This window comes from Aeromicrobium sp. P5_D10 (assembly GCF_054049535.1).
In genome coordinates this window covers 1-18561 of sequence record NZ_JBFUME010000005.1, presented here as the reverse complement: position 1 = coordinate 18561, position 18561 = coordinate 1, and the positions used below count along the sequence as shown (strand labels likewise).

Here is an 18561-nt window from a genome sequence, read left to right as displayed (position 1 = left end):
CTGAAGTCCTCTTCTATAACTGAAGATATCTTCAGTTATAGAAGAAGCGTTGTCAATCGTCGCAGGCAGACCTCACGGCAGACCGGGCTCGAACCGCACGGCAGGCACGTGACCGGGCCCATCTGCCGTTACGACGGCGCGCACGCGGTAGACCTCGGCGATGAGCTCAGGGGTGAGCACCTCGGCCGGGGTTCCGGTCGCGAAGACGGCGCCATCGGACAGGACGACGAGCTGATCGCAGAACATCGCGGCGAGGTTGAGGTCGTGCAGGGCGATGATCGACGTGACGGGCAGACGACGCACCAGGCCGAGTAGGTCGAGCTGGTGGTGCACGTCGAGATGGTTGGTCGGCTCGTCGAGCAACAGCTCCTGGGGTTCCTGGGCGAGCGCCCGGGCGATGTGGGCGCGTTGCCGCTCGCCCCCGGACAGGGTGTGCCACGAACGATCGGCCAGCGCGGTGAGCTCGACTCGTTCGAGCGCCTCGGCAACGGCGGCCCGGTCGGCAGCGCCTTCTGGCGACCACGTGGAGCGGTGGGGGATGCGCCCGAGCTTCACGACGTCGGACACTGTGAGGTCGAGCTCGGTCTGCGCGTGCTGCTCCACCACCGCGATGCGGCGGGCGATGTCGCGACGACGCAGCGCGTGCAGGTCGGTGTCGTCGAGCAGTACCTGACCGCTGGCGGGCCTCCTGACCCCGGCCAGCAGCCGCAGCAGCGACGACTTGCCCGATCCGTTGGGACCGAGCAGTCCGAGCGTCGAGCCCGGGGTGACATCGAACGTGACGTCGTCGACGACGTGGCGTCCACCGACACTCCACGAGACGTTGCGGGTCGCGAGACTCATACGGGCCTCTTGCGTCGGTAGAGGATCACGGCGAAGGCCGGCACACCGACCAGGGCCGTCACGACCCCGACGGGGAGTTCCTGTGGGCTGAAGACCGTGCGGGCGACGGTGTCGACCCAGACCAAGAAGATGGCTCCGATCAGGGCCGTGGCCGGCAGCAGCAGCCGGTGTCCGGGGCCGACGACAGCGCGAGCCGCGTGGGGTAGGACGAGGCCGACGAACCCGATCGCTCCGGCCGCGCTCACGAGCGTCGCAGTGATCAGCGCGGTGACTACGAGAAGCACAATCCGTACCCAGCGGACCGAGATCCCGAGTGATGCGGCGGCGTCCTCGCCGAAGGCGAAGGCATCGAGTGCAGGGGCCAACGCGATGCAGATGACCAGGCCGACGAGGCACACAGTCCCGCACGTGACGACGTCGGTCCAACCCGCGCCGCTGAGGGAGCCGAGCAGCCAGAACAGCACGCCGCGGGTCTGCTCGGCGTCGGCGGACGAGGTGACGATGAAGGAGGTGAGCGCAGAGAACAACTGGGTCGCAGCGACGCCGGCGAGGACGACACGATCGGGCGTGCCGCCGGCACCGGCGGCAAGCAGCAGGACCATCGAGAATGCCACGGCCGCGCCGAGGAATGCCCCGGTCGACAGGGTGATGATTCCGCCGCCGACGCCGAGGATCACGACAAGCACGGCCCCGGTCGAGGCGCCCGAGGAGATGCCGAGCACGAACGGGTCGGCGAGCGGATTGCGCAGTAGTGACTGCATGATCGCGCCGCAGATCGCCAGACCGGCGCCGCACACGGCCGCCAGGAGCGTGCGCGGCAGGCGCAGCTCCCAGACGATGCCGTCGCGGATGCGTGACACGCCTGCGTCACCCCATCCGAGGTGCTGGCCGACCACGGCAAACACCTCGCCGACTGAGAGATCGGCCGGGCCGATCGTGATCGCCACGGCGATCGACAGCGCCAGCGCCGTGAGGCCCACCGCCCAGAACGCCCCGCGGGCACCCCGGACCGCGAGCGTCGGATCGGCCTGGTTCAACGCGTGAGCCCGAGCTCGGCCAGCGCCTTGGAGAGCTTCTCGGTGCCGTCGACCGTGCGGATCGAGGGGTTCATGTCAGCGCCGTTCATGATGACGTAGCGCTTGTTGCGCACTGCCGTCAGGCGCTTGGTGACCGGGTTGGACTCGAGGAACTTGATCTTGTCCTCCAGCTTGTCACCGGTCTGGGACTTGCGGCGCAGGTCGCCGAGCACGATGACGGTGGGGTCTCGGTCGAGGACGCTCTCCCAGCTGACCTGGGGCCACTCGGTGACCGTGTCGTCGAAGACGTTCTCGACGCCGACGGTGCGCGACATGACGCCGGGCGAGCCGTTGGCTCCGGCCATGTAAGGCAGCTCGGTGTTGGCGAACCAGTACGCGATGGACACGTCGCTCTTCGGGGCGTTCTCGGTGGCCTTGGCCATGCGGGACTTGAGCTCGGCGATCAGCTTCTCGCCGCGGGACGAGACGTCGAAGATCTGGGCGAGGTCGGTGATCTCCTGGTAGATGACGTCCATCTCGAGCGGGTGTTCGCGGGGTCCATCGCCGCTCTCGTCGGTGCGACCGTCGCAGTGCGACGGGGCGACGTACGTGGGCACGCCCAGCTTGGCGTACTGCGCACGCCGGTCAGGGTCCTCGTCGTTGAGGGAGCCGCCGAATGACGCCGTCACGATGTCGGGCTCCTCCTGCAGCACTCTCTCGTAGGAGACGGCATTGTCACCGAGGCGGGGAACCGTGGCATTGGCCTTTGCCAGGTTGGGGCGGATCTCGTCGGTCCAGGTCGAGGTGCCGACCATGCGGTCGCCCAGGCCGAGAGAGAGCAGGATCTCGGTCGATCCCTGGTTGACCGAGACGGCACGCTGCGGTGCCGCCTCGATGGTCACGTCGGTGCCGCAGTTGTCCTTGAGCGTGAGCGGGTAGGTCGTGCTGCCTTCGCCCGCTCCCGGGGTCGAGGCGTCGCGGTCGGATGACTCACTGGTTCCGCAGGCGGTGAGGACGGAGGCGGCAAGCCCGGCGCAGAGCGCCCAGGCGGCAGAGCGCGTGAAGGAAGGAAAAGACACGTGATTCCTGTGATCTGAGGCTCTTGCGCGGAGCCTGACGAATGATCCGGCCGACATGAGTCGACCGCAAACCAGCAGGTCTTCGGACTCGGGTTCGACCGGATGGTGGCGCCTTCCCAGATCTTGCGATCCAGTGGCGATGCCACCTCCGTCCCCCTCACCGCTGCGCGTCAGCTCCGGAGTCACACCGGATTCCCTGACCCAAACGAATGGGTACGACTGGTTCGCTGGCAGCCTAGCAAGGGCTCGACTCGCCCGGTCTCGGGGTTCTCCTGACCATGCCTGGAGCGAACTGCAGGACGTGGCGTCGTCGAGTCAGACGGTCTCGTTCGACAGGAGCGGTTGTACCGCGAGGGCAACACGCAGTGAGAGATTCTCGGGGTCGATCGGATGCCCCAGAATTCCTTCGATGCGTCGGATGCGCTGGGTCACGGTGTTCGCATGCACTCCCAGCCTCCGCCCACATCGTGAAGGGCTCCCCGAGGTGTTCAGGAAGTGTCGCATCGTCACCAGAAGCCTGTCGCGGCCCTCGTGCTGCAGCAACGGGCCGAGTTGATCCTCCACGAACCGGCGAGCCAGATCATCACGTTGGGAAGCCAGAATCTCGACTGCCGCATCTGGGAAACACGCGACGCGGCCCGGCGAAACGGGCATTCGCGCGGTCAACAGCGCTTCGTCGTGGGTGTGTCGAAAGCCGTCAATCCCGGCGCGGGCAGCGCCGAAGGCCACGCCGACGCCGGGTGGAAGCTCGATTTCGCGCAGCCGGTCGTACGACGACGCCGAAATGGGTGTGAACCATCCGTGCACGCTCGACACCCCGGCCGGCACCGCGAGGTGTTGGCGAGCAAGACCGGCAATACGCCGCCGCACGGACTCGCCCACTTGCCCGGCGATGCCCTCGGCGGTTGACCACGCCACATAGCCGATGTGGGTTTCGCCGGCGCTGTAGCCGAGAAGGTCATGAAGGTCCGCTGCACCGACCGTGCCTGCCAGAGCTCCCTTGACGATCTCACCACGGCGCGACTCATGTTCTTGCATCATGGACATGCGCACGTGATTGAAGATGACGACGGTCTCGCTCGTCATGGCCTGCATGTACTCGAACATGCGGATGGACCCGACCTCCAGCGCTTCGGCTCGACGCTCGTGAGGCAGCGACGATTCGCGAAGGAAGCGGGTGTAGCCGTTCCAGATCCTGGCGTGACCCACCTCGTAGGACCGCAGTATTCCCGACAGCGGTGCGTCGGCCGCCGCCATGAGCTCGACGAACTCTCGAGCAGCGCTCGGGAGGGAGGACTTGCCGCCCTCGGCGAAGAACCATGCCCGGAGATGCGGCAGATGTGAGACCACCGAGGAGCGCAGTGCGTCCCGGGTTCCCGGCGGACTGGTGTGCAGCGCCGGAACCTCGGCCCAGAGCTCGTCAGCCAGTCGAGCGAAGCCTTCGGCACCGACGTGGTCAAGCCACACGACGAAGGGCGGAGGCCTCAGTTGCGGTTTGCTCGCCATCACCCCGACATAGTAGCCACGCCGGCTGTGACTGTCGTCACACGACATACAAGGGTGTCACGCGAAGACATCGTCACCTGCATAGGGCCGGACACAGGATGGAATATCCCCGACATAAGGAGTCCATCGTGACCGAAGCAGCTGACCCTCTGAACGGATTGCGCGTCGCCGTCACCATCGATGACCAGTTCCAGTGGACAGGCATCCCGTTTCCCGAAGGCCACGGGCCGACGTCTGTCTCCCGCCAGATGATCGAGGCGTTCGCCAACCACAGCGTTCCCGAGGTGTACGCCTTCAACAGCACGGCACCGACCGACGATGACCCCAGCGTCCTGAGCATCCTCGACGACTGGTGCGCAGCTGGTCACCACGTGGGCAACCACACGCATCAGCACATCAGCCTCAACTGGCTCGACGTCGACACCTACCTGAGTGACGTCGACAAGAGCGAGAAGATCCTCGGCCCCTGGTTGGACCAGGCGCCGACGCGCTACTTCCGGTACGCCTTTGCGATGGAGGGGGACACCCTCGAGAAGACCCGACAGGTTCAGACTCACCTCACGAGCACCGGTTTCCTGTCGTCACCGGTCACGCTGTGGTTCTACGACGCCCAGTTCGCAATCGCCTACCAGCGGGCGCTGGCACTCGGTGACACCGACGCGCAGAAGTGGATCGAGGAAACGCTGGTGCGTACCGCGATCGACCAGAGTCGTAAGCAGGCAGCTGCGGCCGCCAGTGCGCTCGGACGATCCCCGGCCCACATCCTCCTCGTCCACGGCACGACGGTGGCGGGTGTGACCCTCGATCGCATCCTGGCGGAGCTGGCACGCCTCGGCGTCCAGTTCATCACGTCGGAGGAGGCGATGCGCGATCCCGCGAACGTCATCGGCTCGCCCCTGACGACGCGTCAGTTCCGTAATTCCTCGCAGAAGTGGGCCGAATTCGCCGGCGTCGAGGTCGATGACGTGCCGCCGGCGATCCTCGCCGATCTCGAGGAAGTCGCCAAGCTCGATGGCCAGAGCTGGAACGAGGTGCTGGGAGGGGCCACGGCCGAATGGGCCAGGCGTATCCCGTTCGAGCCCGTGCCGACCGATTTCCACTGAGCGGAGAAGAAGATGACCACTCCTGCCCGTATCACCTGCGGCGGATCCGAACGCGCCGTCCAAGTGGCTCAGGAACGCGCCGCTCGGCTGGCCACGGCATTGCACGACGCCGGTGTCGGCCCCGGTGACCGGATCGCGATCGTCATGCGCAATGAGGTCGCCTTCCTCGAGGCGACGCTCGCGGCTGCGCTCCTCGGCGCGGCTGCCGTCCCGATCAACTGGCACTGGACGGGCGACGACCTGGAGCACGCGCTGGCTGACAGCGGCGCCAAGGTGGCGATCGTGCACACGGATCTCATTCCCGCCGTGCAAGAACGGGCCCGGGCAGGCGTGGTGATCGTCGAGGCGACGGTACCTCCTGAAGTCAGCGAGGCCTACGGTCTCCCTGCCATTGCGGTGACCGGGGCGCTGCCGCTGCTCGAAGAGTGGAGCACCTCGCCCGAACCGTGGTCGCGACCGGCCGAGGCTGCTCCGATGAGCGTGATCTACACGTCGGGGACGACGGGTCGGGCGAAGGGCGTCCTGCGGAATCCGATCAAGGAGGAGGACCGGGCCACGGTCGTCTCCACGATCGCGCAGCTGTGGCATCTCAAACCGGGCGGGACCACCGTCGTGCCTGCGCCGCTCTACCATTCGGCCCCGAACGTGCACGCCACGTTCGCTCTCGCGATGGGCATGAACGTCCACCTGTTGGCCAGGTTCGACGCCGAGGAACTGCTCCGCGTCATCGAGCAACACCGGGTGGAGAGCATCCAGATGGTGCCGACGATGTTCAACCGACTGCTGCAGCTGCCGCCGGCAATCCGTGAGGCCTACGACGTGTCGTCGCTGGAAGCCATCGTGCATGCTGCCGCACCCTGCCCCCCGCACGTCAAGGCAGCGATCATCGAATGGTTCGGGCCGATTGTCTACGAGTACTACGGCGGAGCGGAGATCGGCGCGTTCACGGCGTGCGACTCCTCGGAAGCGCTCGCGCGCCCTGGAACTGTCGGCAGGCCGATCATGGACGCGGACATCCGCATCCTCGACGACGAGGGCAATGAGGTTCCCGACGGAACCGACGGACAGATCTACGGCCGATGCTTCAGCGGGTGGCCCGACTTCACCTATATCGGGGACGAGGCCAAGCGACGTGCGATGGAACGCGACGGGTACCTGACGCTCGGCGACATCGGTCACGTCAAGGACGGCTATCTGTATCTGAGCGACCGGCTCAACGACATGGTGGTCTCCGGCGGAGTCAATATCTATCCAGCCGAGATCGAGGGCTGCCTCCTCGAGCTCGACGGTGTCGCGGACGTCGCGGTGTTCGGGATCCCGGACACCGATCTGGGCGAGGTCGTCGCCGCCTACGTCGAGCCCGTCTCGGGTGCCGAGCTGGATGCCGACATGGTTCGAGCCCACGTCGCGTCACGATTGGCGCGATACAAGGTGCCGCGAGAAGTCGTGGTGGTCGACTCCCTGCCGCGCGAGGACACCGGCAAGCTGTTCAAACGACGCCTGCGTGAGCCCTATTGGCGAGATGTGTCTGCGATGACCTCCGGGAAGGCGATATGAGTTCACTGGTCCGGAGGGACACGCCTGCGGTAGGGGTGGCTCGGTTGATACTCGACCGTCCGGAACGCCGTAACGCGCAGAATCCGCAGATGCTCTACGACTTGGACGCGGCCTTCACGGTCGCCGCCCAGGACGACGAGGTCCGCGTCATCATCCTGGCGGGAGAAGGACCGGACTTCTCGTCGGGCCACGACGTCAGCGAACGCGAGTCGACGATTCCCGGCGATCCGGTGGCGACGTTCGGGGCCGGACTCGGTGCGCCGGGGGCCGAAGGTCGGCACGCGTTCGAATGCGAGGCGTACCTGGGGTTGTGCCGCCGGTGGCGGGACCTGCCCAAACCGACGATCGGGCAGGCTCACGGCCGGAGCATTGCCGGAGGGCTCATGCTCCTGTGGCCGATGGACCTGATCGTCGCGAGCGATACGGCAACGTTCGCCGACCCCGTCGTCGCCTTCGGACTCAACGGAGCGGAGTACTTCTCCCACGTGTGGGAGCTCGGCGCCCGAAAGGCGAAAGAGATGCTCTTCACCGGAGCGCCCCTGACGGCACATGAGGCGCTGGCTCTCGGAATGGTCAATCACGTGGTCGCCGACAGTGATCTCGCGGAGTTCACCGTCGACCTGGCCACGCGCATCGCCGCCATGCCTGCCTACGGACTGCGGCTCGCGAAGGCCAGCGTCAACGCCGCCCTCGACATCCAGGGCTACAGCGCGGCCATGGATGCCGCCTTCGCCCAGCACATGCTGGGTCACGCCAACAACCTGGCTCAGCACGGCGACATCATCAACCCCGACGGAGTCGACGTGATCCGAGAACTTGCCCGACGAGGGCGTGACTCATGACCGTCAATTCCACCGTGGCCGCGCTCAGATCGGAGTACGACACGTCCGACGTCAGCGCGGCTCACCTGCTGTGCGACCGGCATCCGGCCGAGCGCGTGGCGTTTCGGATCATCGGACTCGACGGGGAGATCCGCGATCTCACCTTCGGGGAGCTTGGACTCCGTTCGCGCCGCATGGCTGCTGTGCTCTGTGACCGAGGCGTCCAGCGCGGGGATCGGGTCCCGGTGATGATGCACAAGTCGGCCGAGCTCATCGTGACTCTCGTGGCGATCTGGCGCCTCGGCGCAGTGCATGTGCCCCTGTTCACGGCTTTCTCCCACGGGGCAGTGGCCACACGTGTCGCCGGCTCCGCGGCGCGCGTTGCCGTGACCGAGGCAGATCAGCGTTCGAAGCTCGACGGCATCGAGGGCCTGGAAGTCCTTGACATCCGCGACCTGGATGAAGAGATCTCGCGTAGCCCCGGAATTGACGACGCGGTCGCCGTGGGTGGCGATGGCGCCCTCGTGCAGCTGTTCACGAGCGGCACGACCGGCAATCCCAAGGCCGTCGTCGTTCCCGTCCGGGCGTTGGCCTCATTCCACTCCTATCTCATCCACGGGATGGACGTGCGCGAGGACGATCTGCTGTGGAACATGGCCGATCCCGGCTGGGCGTACGGGCTCTACTGCGGAGTGCTCGGACCGCTCGCCGCCGGTGTGACCAACGTGCTGATGGAAGCTCCGTTCACTCCCGACGCGACGGCGGAGGTTCTGAAGACGCTGGGAGTCACCAACTTCGCCGCTGCGCCGACGGTCTACCGGGCACTGCGTGCCTCCGCCGACGTCTCTGGCGTGCGTCTGCGTCGAGCCTGCTCAGCCGGTGAACCACTACCTGCGGACGTGTTCGCGTGGGCCCGGGACCAGATGGGCGTCGAGGTGCTCGATCACTACGGTCAGACCGAAGTCGGGATGATCGTGGCGAACTCGGCCCACCCGGACCTCGAACGGCCGCCCCGCGCAGGGTCGATGGGACTGCCGCTGCCGGGATTCAGCGTTGACGTGCTGGACGGCCAGATCGCGGTCGACACGACGGCGAGCCCTCTGATGTGGTTCACGGGCTATGTCGACGAGCCGGAGCTGACCGCGCAGCGATTCACCTCTGACGAACGCTGGTATCTCACCGGCGACACCGGAAGATCGGACCCTGACGGCTTCGTCTACTTCGAGTCGCGTGACGATGACGTCATCCTCGCTGCCGGCTACCGGATCGGACCGTTCGAGATCGAGAACGCCTTGTCGGCCCATCCGCAGGTAGCCGACGTTGCCGTAGTCGGCCAGCCGGACCCCGACGGCGTCCGCGGTGAGATCGTCGTGGCGTTCGTCGTCCTCAGCAAGGAGGTGGTGGCGAGTGCCGAGCTGAAGCGCGAACTGCAGGACCACGTGCGTACGTCGTACTCCCGGCACGCCTATCCGCGACGCGTCGAGTTCGTCCAGCAACTCCCGCGGACCCCGAGCGGCAAGGTCCAGCGATACCTGCTGCGCGAGCGATGAGTCGCTGCGTCAGCGAGTGCCCCACTGGTAGAACTGCTTGACCAAGCGGAGATACATGAAAGTTTGCGTTGTCTGCACACCGTCAATCGATCGGATTTGCGTGTTGATCAGATCGATCAGACTGGAGTCGTCCTCACAGATCACTTCGGCGAGAAGATCGAAGCTTCCAGCCGTGATCAGTAGGTAGTCGACCGCTTCGAGGGCGGCAATCTGGTCAGCGATGGCGTCAATGTCGCCGGAGACGTTGATCCCGATCATGGCTTGCCGATTGAACCCTAGTTGCATCGGGTCGGTCACAGCAGTGATCTCGAGAAGGCCCGCCTCTGTCATTCGCTGATACCTCTGACGCACTGCGGCTTCACTGAGGCCGATGAGACGGCCGATGTCGGTAAATGATCGCCGTCCATCCGCTTGCAGAAGTTCGATGATCCTCTTGGACTGCGCATCGAGTTGGTGCTTTTGGGAAGCCATCAGCCCACCTACCAGTGTAGAGGTAGCACCCGGGCCGCACCCCTGTTCATCCGTCGAGTGAAACTGTCTTCTCGTCAGCGTCCCCGGCGACGCCGCGACGGATGATTACTCCGCGGAAGAACTCGGGTCGCTGTCGCGCTTGGGCCAGCATGATGACGACACCGAGCCCTAGCACCACTACTCCGAGGAGGAAGACCAGTCCGACACCGGCGACGTGGGAACCACTTCCGTATTCTGGATCTGCGCTGTCGATGAGCGTGACGAAGAAAAGCACGGATAGGACCAGCCCGCCCAACAGGGGCGCAAGAAACTTAAGGCAGAAGCTGCGGACGTCGTCGAACCATTCATTTCGGAAGTACCAGACGCAGGCCAAGGCAGTAAGCCCGTAGTAGAAGCAGATCAGCATGCCGATGGCCGTGATGGTGTCCCACAACACGTCCTCGGAGAGCAATCGCATCACTGCATAGAAGGCGCCCGTCACCACTGCCGACACCAACGTTGAATAGCTGGGAGTCTTGAACCGAGGATGGATTCGGGCAAACTTCTGGGGCAATGCTCCGTAGTGACCCATGGCCAGCATCGTTCTTGCCGGTGAGACGAAGGTCGACTGCAGAGATGCGGCAGATGAAGCCAGAACTGCCAGCGAGACGAGGATCGCGAACGATCCAAGCACAGGGCCGGCCAGTGCAAAGAATGCGTTCTCCTGAATGTCGGGGTTTCCGAGCCCGGCTCCCTCATCGCCGATGCCGGCGAACGCCATCAACGAAACTGCCAGCAGCATGTAGATACCCATAATCACAGCGATGGTGATCGTCGCAGCGTTTCCTGCAGCCCGACTGGATCCGCCCATCTCTTCGGACATCGTCAGGGTCACATCCCAGCCCCAGAAGATGAAGATCGAAAGGGACAGGCCGGCCGCGAGCGCCGAGAAGGACGAGATGCTGAATGGGTTGAATGAGTCCCAGGTGACAGGGTTGGTTCCGAATCCATCGCCTTGGGCAACAAGTACGATCGCCACCGCGGCGAACAGGACCAGCACGACGATCTGGAATGCCACGAGCACGTACTGAAAGCGCTGCGTAGTCGTCATGTCGCGGTAAGCGATGAACGTCGCACCCGCGATGAAGACCAAGCACGTGATGACGTTGATGATGGGGTTCCGGGTCAGGTCCGCTACCTGGGAGGAGCTGAAGATCTGACTCAGAGCCAGGTAGAAGAAGTCGACAGCGATACCTGCGAGGTTGGACAGGACGAGCACAGTCGCTGCAATGAGCCCCCATCCAGCGAGCCATCCCACCCAGGGGCCGAACGCCCTAGTGACCCAGGTAAATGACGTTCCACTGTCTTGCATTCGTGTGTTGAGTTCGCGGTAGCCGAGGGCAACTAGGAGCATGGGGATGAACCCCACTATGAAGATGGCAGGAAGGTGCTTTCCCACGGCATCGACGGTAGGACCCAGTGTCCCGGTGAGCGTGTATGCGGGGGCTATACATGACACCCCGATGGCCACGGCGCCGACAATTCCCACGGCACCTCGGGCGAGCCCTTTCCTTGATACTTCCGCAGTCGACAGGTCAGTACTCATCTCACTCCTCCAGCGTGTGTCAGCGATCGAGCGATCTCGACTGCCGTGTCTCGACCAATACGAAGAGCACCATCGACGTGCTGAAATCCCTCGCCTGCAAGATCGGAGCTGGCCCAATAGACAGGCCCGTCCGGCTTGTTCTGCAGTCCTTGGTAGCGAGTTCTTCCACCCGTCGAGTAGCTTGCGGCGAACGCTCCGCGAGTCCATTCCTCTGCCGCCCAGTCGCTCTCGTAGTAGACGACAGGATCAGCTGCTTGGGGGCCGTAGTACGCAACGAGGGATGCGAGGATGAGCTTGCGGCGTTCATTTGGGTCCAGGCGCAGTAGCTCGTCGGCACGGACATCGGAGATGAAGCCGACGAGAGTACCGCGCGAATCGTTGTGGTTGGTGTTGTCGTAGCTCTCATGAACAAGCTGATAGGGACTGAACGCTGTGCCAGACAGCCCACTGTCTCGCCAGAAAGGTCGGTCGTATACCGCATGCACCTTGATGACCAAGCCCAGGGGCATCTGCTGGTGAAGCTGTTGTTTCAGCTGCGGGAGCGCAGGCTGATGGTTGATGACGTGGTAGAGATTGGGCGGAACCGCCACGAGCGCCCGACGTGCTGTCACTTCGAGGTCTGGCGTCACCGCGACCACTGTGTCCGCTGTTCGGCGGAGCTCGCGGACGGGTTGATCGAGGTGGATGCACTGGCCCAGTCGCTCGGCCAAGAGAGTCGGCACGCTCTGCAGACCGCCGATGACACGACGGTCCAAGATGAAGTCGGCATCCACGAGATGCGAGAACGATCCGGCGCTGGCGGCCATGTGGACCGCTTCGAGGGCCGAAAACGTGTGGTTCGGTTTGGTGAGCATGGCCGCACCGACGAACATGGCGATGATGTCGCGCGCACTGACGTCCTCGGTCTGGCGCTCGAGCCAGACTTGCCAGGAGATCGTGTCCAGTTCGGACGCCAACGGGTGGGTCCACGGGGAATTCAGGTCGTGCTGTTGTGCCAACAGATCTAGGAGGTCAACCAACCGGTCGACTTCGCTCGCGGACGCGGGTTCTAGAGGAAGCCTGTCTCCTGTGAACAAAGTCCGTATTCCAGTTGCGTCAACATAGACATTGGCGCCCTCGCGATACCGCGAATACATCTCGAGATCGAGTTCGTCGATCGTCTTGAGAAGCTCGGTTTGGTCGGGCGAAATCCACTGGCCGCCGATCTCTAGAAGAGCGCCTTGGATCTCTTCGGTCCACAAGCGGCCTCCTACGCGACCGCGGGCCTCAAGGACGACGACGGAGAGGCCGCGTTCTTTTAGTTGGGTGGCCGCCGCCAATCCGGTCACCCCGGCACCAATCACGACGACGTCAGCGTCGAGAGAGATGCGATCTCCGGTCGCCTTCAACATGTGGACTCCTCACTTCACCGAATTCATGTAGGCCAGGTCACAGTTGAGACCGGGCCAAAGAGTTTCTATCACGAATTCGATGCAAAATGTGAATAAGGCAACGAATCTCGTTGTTTTAGGAGGTAAGAACAACGAGATTCGCATGGAGGCTGAGCACTGGGTGGGGAGATGGTGCCCGGAGAGTTCATTCGTGACGTCGCGACGATTTTCGATGCAAAATACATCTTTGAGGTAGGTATATCGTTGAAAAGACTCAGTTTGTCTACGATATTCGATTGACGTAGGTCGTGTCTGTGAATAGTCTCCGGCGTGGGGCCCTCCGTTGGGCTTGCCGAACAGAGGACGAGAGAGGCGATATGAATTCACGACAGCAAGTGGGGGGCCGTAGACGCTCCCGGCGTACCAGGACCGTGGCGATGGTGGGCGCCTTCGTCATCGGTGCTGCGCTCCTACCAAATGCGGTGTCGAGCAGTGCTTCGGCCGCTAGGAGCAAGGTGCCTGTCTCGATCAAGCGTCTTGAGGGCGCATCCCGCACCGTCGACGTCGAGCAATGGGTGTCGTCGCGGGTTCGGATTCGCAACTCCACCTCAAAGCGGCTGAAGAATGTGCGGGTATCGCTGAAGGTGCCCAGCGGGGTCAGGGCCACCCGCACTTCGGTGAAGCTGTCATCTCTCAAGCCACGGGCCAGCCGAACCGTGACCTTCAAGACGAAGGTGGCCAGCTCAATCGACGAGCCCCGAACGCTGGTGTTCAGCGCGCGAGCCAAGAAGCGGACCGTGAGCGTTTCTCAGCGCCTGATCCCTCGTCCTCAGCCAGCACTGAAGCCGGCGGCCGACAAGGTCATGCTCGGCGGACGAATCGTGCAGTTTGCCAGCGACCGCACCAAGGGCGACGACGCAAAGTTTGCCCAAGCCATCGCGGTGAGAGACGGCAAAATCGCCTATGTCGGCAACAATGCGCAGGCAAAGCGGTACATTGATTCGGGAACTGAAGTCGTCCAGTTGGCTGGCAAGATGGTGCTGCCGGGCATCGGAGACGGTCACTTCCACGGTGTCGGCCATACACAGTGCCACCTGAACTACGAAGGTGGAACGCTCGACGATGTCCTGGGCAAGATCAAGGCCTGCCTGCAGCGGGCCGATGAATCTCCTTACCTCGACAGCGACACGGTGCTGACCGTCTCGTACTTCATGGGCGAGGCGATGCTGCCGGTAGGAACAACTCTGGGGCGCGCCGAGCTCGATCGTCTGAGCAAGACCGCCGCTGAGGATGCCTTCGGAACCGGGACAACTCGCCCGATCGTGGTCCGGAACATGGACGGACACAAGTACTCCACCAACAGCGCTGCTATTGAGTTCGCGGGCATCACAGCCGACACAGATCCCGGCACCGGCGGTTACATCGGGATCAGCGATGGCGAACCAGACGGCCAGTTCGCCGACTTTTCGCCTGCCAGTGGTTTTGGTGACCCGCTGCCACCGGTTGCTGACGCGGCGTACAACAACCGTCATGAGAACATCAAGTTCGCTAACAGCCTGGGCATCACACAGATGATGCGAGCCAGTGGCACGGAGGCTGACCTTGCCGTGGCGAAGCGGTTGGTGGACGACGGAAAGATGACGGTCCACTACAGTCAGGCGATCAGTGGACGAATCATTCGCAATGCGAGCGAGGGGACCGTCGACGGTTTCGTCGACACGCTTGAGGGTATGAGGGCGACGTACGGAACCAAGCACACCGACCCCTCGAGCCCCGGCGAGATGCTTCTGAACACGGTGAAGGTGTTCTGTGACGGCGTGGCAGAGTACCCAGGCCAGACCGCCGCGATGGAGCGTCCGTACCGGGTGAACGTGGGAACAGCTCAAAATCCTCGCTGGATCGCCGGTGACAAGCGTGGTGAGGAGCCGTCCTGCGACGATTCCAAGCTGGGCTTCAAGAAGCTCGACGAGAACAAGTGGAATATCCATGTCCACGCCATCGGCGACCGTGCCGTCCGGGTTGCGCTCGACAACTTCGAGTCGAACCTCGTCTCGAACCCCGATTGGGATCGTCGTCACGCAATCACCCACCTGCAGTTCATGAATGCAGATGACGTGCCGCGCCTCGGCGAGTTGGGCGTCATTGCGAGCATGTCCCTGCAATGGGCGCAGCGCGACGGCTGGACTGTCGAAGGAGCGGAGGGCTATCACGCGAAATCTGTCGTCGACGGAATGTACCCCACGCGCGGCCTTGTCAACGGTGGTGCCGATATCGCAGCCGGATCGGACTGGCCGGTCACTGATCTGGTGCCGTGGCTCTGGATCGAGAACGCCGTCACTCGGGAAGGGGAGAAGAACGCCAAGAAGGGGATCCACAGTGGGATCCTTGGACCGCAGCACCGCATCTCCCTGACTGAGGCCCTGAAGGCTTCCACGATCGGTGTCTCGCGTCAGTTGGCGATCGACGATCGCACCGGATCCCTGACCCCTGGAAAACTGGCTGACTTGGTGGTTATCGACCGGGATCTCTACAAGATCCATCCGTCGAAGATATCCGAGACCAAGGCGTTGGCCACGATGGTGAACGGGCAGGTTGTGTATCAGGACGAGTCGAACAAGCTGTTCGACTGATCACATCACGAGGTGAGTGGTGGGTGGGACCGCCGCGAAGCGACCCCACCCACCATTCAACAACATTCTTCACATGAAGGAACACCATGGCATTGTCCAGATTGCGAACCGTTGTGCTCACGGTGAGTGTGCTCGTTGTGCCGGCCGCGGTGATTGTGGTTCGAGATGCGTTGCCGGACGCAGACGTCGAGCAAATAGCGGCGACCGCTCGGAGTGAGGTCGAGCTTGACACCATCGGACCGATCGTGTTCGCGGCAAACGACAAGGGTGACTACCGGCTTTATTCAATTTCGTCTGAAGGTAACGATCGGGCGTCGGTCACGTCCCGAAGTTCCGCCTTTCCTCGTTGGGCAGCAGATGGTCGATCCCTTGCTTTCGTTGCAGACGTCCCCAATGTGGCTGGCGGACAGAAAAGGGTTCTGGAAGTCGTTCGCGAACGTGGTGTCGGCACAGTCATGCCATCGGGAAGCCAGGTTCCCTCGCACCCGACCTTCCGTACCGACAAAGATCTGTATTTCCAGGCCACTGCTCGGGCCACGGTGGGCAACGCCGGGATTCTGAGCACTGCCAGCATCCAACGCATCACCGCAGAACTTCAGGGCCCCCAGGAGATCCAAAAGGGTGCCGGGGCTGACTACCATCCCTCCTGGTCTCCTGATGGTTCGCAGCTGGCCTTCGTGCGTGCCGACCGGTCATGCAATGGCAAAGGAATCTGTCGACAACAGTTACTTGTTCGATCGGCAGATGGTCAGCAAAGGACGCTCGTGGCCAACGGCGTCGCGGCGAACCCCGCCTGGTCCCCGGACGGATCGCGTATCGCGTACACATGGCAGACCAAAGCCCGGAGCGAGCTGTGGGTTCTAGAGGTCGAGACAGGCCGACGTACACAGGTCACACGGGGGTATGACGACCTTGAGCCGTCCTGGTCGGCAGACGGTCAGCAGATCGTCTTCACCCGTGCCTGTGACCTCCAGATCGTCTCAGTCGAAGACGGCGAGGTGAAGGCTTTGACAGCCACGAAAGAAGTCTGCGAAGCGTCGCCCACCTGGCGTCCCAGCGGTCCGGTATGAATAAAGTCGGCGTCCATGTCGCCACGAGAACCAACCCCGGTCGGCATCGTCCGGGAGGACCTGCACTCCTTGGTTTGGTGGTCGTGGCCTTGGCAGCCATGCGATGGGCAGACGCGAACCAGATCGGCTGGCTCAACAACTTCTTGCTCGTATTCGTCGGATTGCTTCTGGAGGCAGCTCCCTTCGTCCTCCTCGGAGCGCTTGTCTCGTCCGGCATAGAAGTGTGGGCATCTCCAAGGATCTTCGAACGCCTTGCCCGGGCGCCGCGGGCAGCGCAGGTGGCTGTGGCTAGTTGTGGCGGTCTTATCTTCCCGGTTTGCGAGTGTGGATCGGTTCCCGTGGCCCGTCGACTGATGTCCAAAGGGCTGGCGCCTGCGGCCGCAATCACCTTCATGCTGGCTGCGCCGATCGTCAATCCCGTGGTGATTTTTTCCACCTGGTTCGCCTTCAAGGGCCAGGGCAAGGAATTCGAAATGGTCAGCGGGCGCATCATCATCGGCATTGTAGTGGCCGTCATTGTCGGCGCTGTCGTTTCTCGGACTGTCGGGACCGCTTCCGTACGTGACTTCCTCGGCTCGCGCATTGGTGTGGAGAGCAGCCCACATCAGGACGAGGCGCCGTCGCTGGAGCGGTTCACTGGCCACGCGTCGGCTGAGTTCGTTGCGATGATGCGTTTCATGATGGTCGGCGCACTGATCGTCGCGACGCTCCAAACGGTGGTACCCCAAACACTCCTGACCGGGTTCGCAGGCACCGCGATCGTTGCGATTCCAGCGATGATGCTGTTGGCCTTCCTGCTGGCCCTGTGCTCCGAGTCCGACGCAATCTTAGTCTCGTCATTCACCCAGTTCAGCTCGACTTCGCAGCTTGCCTTTCTCGTATTCGGTCCCATGCTGGACGTCAAACTCGTGGCCCTGTACGTCGGTAGCTTCGGGCGCCGTGCGGCGATGGTTCTGTGCGCCACGATCACGGTGACCACGCTCGCCGTGTTCTTGTGGCTGGAAGTTATCGGAGGCATGCTGTGACGCTCCCAGATCACGATTTGCATGATCACACGCATGAATTGAGCAGCACCGCTCATGCGGAGCGTCTTCGGTTGTTAGTGCTCACCGCGTGGGCACTGCTATTCGGTTGGCTCTATAAGTCCGACGGGTGGCAGACCTACCTGGCCCCCCGAGCAGCATGGCTTGTGCCGGCGGCGGGTATTGGATTCGCCGTTCTGTCCGTCGGACAAGCGGTCCTTGTAGTTCGCCACAGACGTCAGCGGACGGGTACGCGGGTTCGGTCGGACATGGTGCTCACCGTGTCGCTGCTGTTCCCGGTGCTTCTGGTCGCCATCGTGTCGCCGCAAGCCTTGACCAGTTACGCAGTTGGCATGCGAGGCGACTTCGCAGTGGCTGAGGCGTTGAGGGGTTCGCCCCTCCAACCGGGCGAGGCACCGAGCTTCCAACAGATCGTTTCCGCGCCGGCTGACCCGGAGACCATGGCTGAGCTTCGGGCGCGCGGGCCGGAGCCTGTGACGCTCGAAGGCATCGTCAACGATCCGACACCGTCTGGATTCACCATGGTCAGGTTCATCATCGGGTGCTGTGTGGTTGACGCGACGGTCGCTGCGATCGCCATTGACGGCGTGCAGGAGGTGCCCAAGGCAGACACCTGGGTTCGCGTGCACGGAGATCTGGTCGTCGACGACCAAGGACGTCTATTGATCACTGCGGTACAGGTCGAAGAAATCGATCGGCCCAAAGAACCGTATCTAAGCCCACAGGTTTAACCGAATCTTTCAGCACGTGACGACACAAACCGCACAGGAGGAGTACGACATGAGCAGTCCCAGCTATCAGGTGACCGACCCGTCGACGGGGGAGGTGCTGGAGTCGTTCGACACTGCGACTGACGCTGAGATCGAGTCGGCGTTGGCGTCGGCGACGACGGCGTACTCCGCGTGGAAGGACGTGCC

16 protein-coding genes and 1 riboswitch are annotated in these 18561 nt (G+C 63.3%); of the genes, 9 read left to right on the top strand and 7 right to left on the bottom strand.

Annotated elements, in window-relative coordinates; all coding sequences use genetic code 11:
• Positions 1 to 72 precede the first annotated feature (72 nt).
• The 4 genes from ACXJKC_RS10575 to ACXJKC_RS10560 all read right to left on the bottom strand — a co-directional run bounded on the left by ACXJKC_RS10575 (position 73) and on the right by ACXJKC_RS10560 (position 4444).
• Positions 73 to 843, bottom strand: coding sequence for an ABC transporter ATP-binding protein (locus ACXJKC_RS10575; RefSeq protein ID WP_456696671.1), 771 nt, complete (start codon positions 841 to 843; stop codon positions 73 to 75).
• Positions 840 to 1880 (bottom strand): FecCD family ABC transporter permease, encoded by a 1041-nt coding sequence (locus ACXJKC_RS10570; protein ID WP_456696670.1) that lies wholly within the window; start codon positions 1878 to 1880, stop codon positions 840 to 842. Before ACXJKC_RS10570 ends, ACXJKC_RS10575 begins: the two co-directional genes overlap by 4 nt.
• Positions 1877 to 2938: an ABC transporter substrate-binding protein gene (locus ACXJKC_RS10565; protein WP_456696669.1), complete on the bottom strand. Its 1062-nt coding sequence runs from the start codon at positions 2936 to 2938 to the stop codon at positions 1877 to 1879. Before ACXJKC_RS10565 ends, ACXJKC_RS10570 begins: the two co-directional genes overlap by 4 nt.
• Before the next feature lie 56 nt (positions 2939 to 2994).
• Positions 2995 to 3177: riboswitch (cobalamin riboswitch) on the bottom strand.
• Between the two features lie 76 nt (positions 3178 to 3253).
• Positions 3254 to 4444: a PucR family transcriptional regulator gene (locus ACXJKC_RS10560; protein ID WP_456697054.1), complete on the bottom strand. Its 1191-nt coding sequence runs from the start codon at positions 4442 to 4444 to the stop codon at positions 3254 to 3256.
• Positions 4445 to 4572: 128 nt separating this feature from the next.
• Here ACXJKC_RS10560 and ACXJKC_RS10555 point away from each other — a divergent pair, with 128 nt between their 5' ends.
• Genes ACXJKC_RS10555 through ACXJKC_RS10540 form a run of 4 tightly spaced genes read left to right on the top strand, consistent with a single transcriptional unit; the run spans position 4573 to position 9475 of the window.
• Positions 4573 to 5547, top strand: a complete 975-nt coding sequence (locus ACXJKC_RS10555; protein ID WP_456696668.1) for a polysaccharide deacetylase family protein — start codon at positions 4573 to 4575, stop codon at positions 5545 to 5547.
• 12 nt (positions 5548 to 5559) lie between these two features.
• A complete protein-coding gene (locus ACXJKC_RS10550; RefSeq protein ID WP_456696667.1) occupies positions 5560 to 7104 on the top strand; it encodes an AMP-binding protein in 1545 nt (514 codons plus the stop codon).
• Positions 7101 to 7946 (top strand): enoyl-CoA hydratase, encoded by an 846-nt coding sequence (locus tag ACXJKC_RS10545; RefSeq protein WP_456696666.1) that lies wholly within the window; start codon positions 7101 to 7103, stop codon positions 7944 to 7946. The genes ACXJKC_RS10550 and ACXJKC_RS10545 overlap by 4 nt, the downstream gene beginning before the upstream one ends.
• Positions 7943 to 9475 (top strand): AMP-binding protein, encoded by a 1533-nt coding sequence (locus ACXJKC_RS10540; protein ID WP_456696665.1) that lies wholly within the window; start codon positions 7943 to 7945, stop codon positions 9473 to 9475. The genes ACXJKC_RS10545 and ACXJKC_RS10540 overlap by 4 nt, the downstream gene beginning before the upstream one ends.
• 9 nt (positions 9476 to 9484) lie before the next feature.
• Here ACXJKC_RS10540 and ACXJKC_RS10535 read toward each other — a convergent pair whose 3' ends face one another.
• Genes ACXJKC_RS10535 through ACXJKC_RS10525 form a run of 3 tightly spaced genes read right to left on the bottom strand, consistent with a single transcriptional unit; the run spans position 9485 to position 12922 of the window.
• A complete protein-coding gene (locus ACXJKC_RS10535) occupies positions 9485 to 9946 on the bottom strand; it encodes an Lrp/AsnC family transcriptional regulator (protein ID WP_456696664.1) in 462 nt (153 codons plus the stop codon).
• 46 nt (positions 9947 to 9992) lie between these two features.
• Positions 9993 to 11531 carry an APC family permease gene (locus ACXJKC_RS10530; protein WP_456696663.1) on the bottom strand — a complete coding sequence of 513 codons (1539 nt, stop codon included), beginning with the start codon at positions 11529 to 11531 and terminating at the stop codon, positions 9993 to 9995.
• A complete protein-coding gene (locus ACXJKC_RS10525) occupies positions 11528 to 12922 on the bottom strand; it encodes a flavin monoamine oxidase family protein (protein ID WP_456696662.1) in 1395 nt (464 codons plus the stop codon). Before ACXJKC_RS10525 ends, ACXJKC_RS10530 begins: the two co-directional genes overlap by 4 nt.
• A 416-nt stretch (positions 12923 to 13338) precedes the next feature.
• Here ACXJKC_RS10525 and ACXJKC_RS10520 point away from each other — a divergent pair, with 416 nt between their 5' ends.
• From ACXJKC_RS10520 to ACXJKC_RS10500, 5 genes are all read left to right on the top strand, one after another.
• A complete protein-coding gene (locus ACXJKC_RS10520; RefSeq protein WP_456696661.1) occupies positions 13339 to 15531 on the top strand; it encodes an amidohydrolase family protein in 2193 nt (730 codons plus the stop codon).
• Between the two features lie 86 nt (positions 15532 to 15617).
• Complete coding sequence (locus ACXJKC_RS10515) at positions 15618 to 16601, top strand: TolB family protein (protein ID WP_456696660.1); 984 nt, start codon at positions 15618 to 15620, stop codon at positions 16599 to 16601.
• Between the two features lie 83 nt (positions 16602 to 16684).
• Positions 16685 to 17626, top strand: a complete 942-nt coding sequence (locus ACXJKC_RS10510; RefSeq protein ID WP_456696659.1) for a permease — start codon at positions 16685 to 16687, stop codon at positions 17624 to 17626.
• Complete coding sequence (locus ACXJKC_RS10505) at positions 17623 to 18375, top strand: TIGR03943 family putative permease subunit (protein ID WP_456696658.1); 753 nt, start codon at positions 17623 to 17625, stop codon at positions 18373 to 18375. Before ACXJKC_RS10510 ends, ACXJKC_RS10505 begins: the two co-directional genes overlap by 4 nt.
• Positions 18376 to 18424: 49 nt before the next feature.
• Positions 18425 to 18561 (top strand): aldehyde dehydrogenase family protein (locus tag ACXJKC_RS10500; protein WP_456697053.1); only part of this gene is annotated, 137 nt, incomplete at its 3' end.

Excerpts from the sequence above, each read along its gene's own strand:
- ACXJKC_RS10575 (WP_456696671.1), bottom strand. The coding sequence starts at position 843 with ATGAGTCTCGCGACCCGCAACGTCTCGTGGAGTGTCGGTGGACGCCAC.
- ACXJKC_RS10560 (WP_456697054.1), bottom strand. The coding sequence starts at position 4,444 with ATGGCGAGCAAACCGCAACTGAGGCCTCCGCCCTTCGTCGTGTGGCTT.
- ACXJKC_RS10550 (WP_456696667.1), top strand. The coding sequence starts at position 5,560 with ATGACCACTCCTGCCCGTATCACCTGCGGCGGATCCGAACGCGCCGTC.
- ACXJKC_RS10545 (WP_456696666.1), top strand. The coding sequence starts at position 7,101 with ATGAGTTCACTGGTCCGGAGGGACACGCCTGCGGTAGGGGTGGCTCGG.
- ACXJKC_RS10540 (WP_456696665.1), top strand. The coding sequence starts at position 7,943 with ATGACCGTCAATTCCACCGTGGCCGCGCTCAGATCGGAGTACGACACG.
- ACXJKC_RS10535 (WP_456696664.1), bottom strand. The coding sequence starts at position 9,946 with ATGGCTTCCCAAAAGCACCAACTCGATGCGCAGTCCAAGAGGATCATC.
- ACXJKC_RS10530 (WP_456696663.1), bottom strand. The coding sequence starts at position 11,531 with ATGAGTACTGACCTGTCGACTGCGGAAGTATCAAGGAAAGGGCTCGCC.
- ACXJKC_RS10525 (WP_456696662.1), bottom strand. The coding sequence starts at position 12,922 with ATGTTGAAGGCGACCGGAGATCGCATCTCTCTCGACGCTGACGTCGTC.
- ACXJKC_RS10520 (WP_456696661.1), top strand. The coding sequence starts at position 13,339 with ATGGTGGGCGCCTTCGTCATCGGTGCTGCGCTCCTACCAAATGCGGTG.
- ACXJKC_RS10515 (WP_456696660.1), top strand. The coding sequence starts at position 15,618 with ATGGCATTGTCCAGATTGCGAACCGTTGTGCTCACGGTGAGTGTGCTC.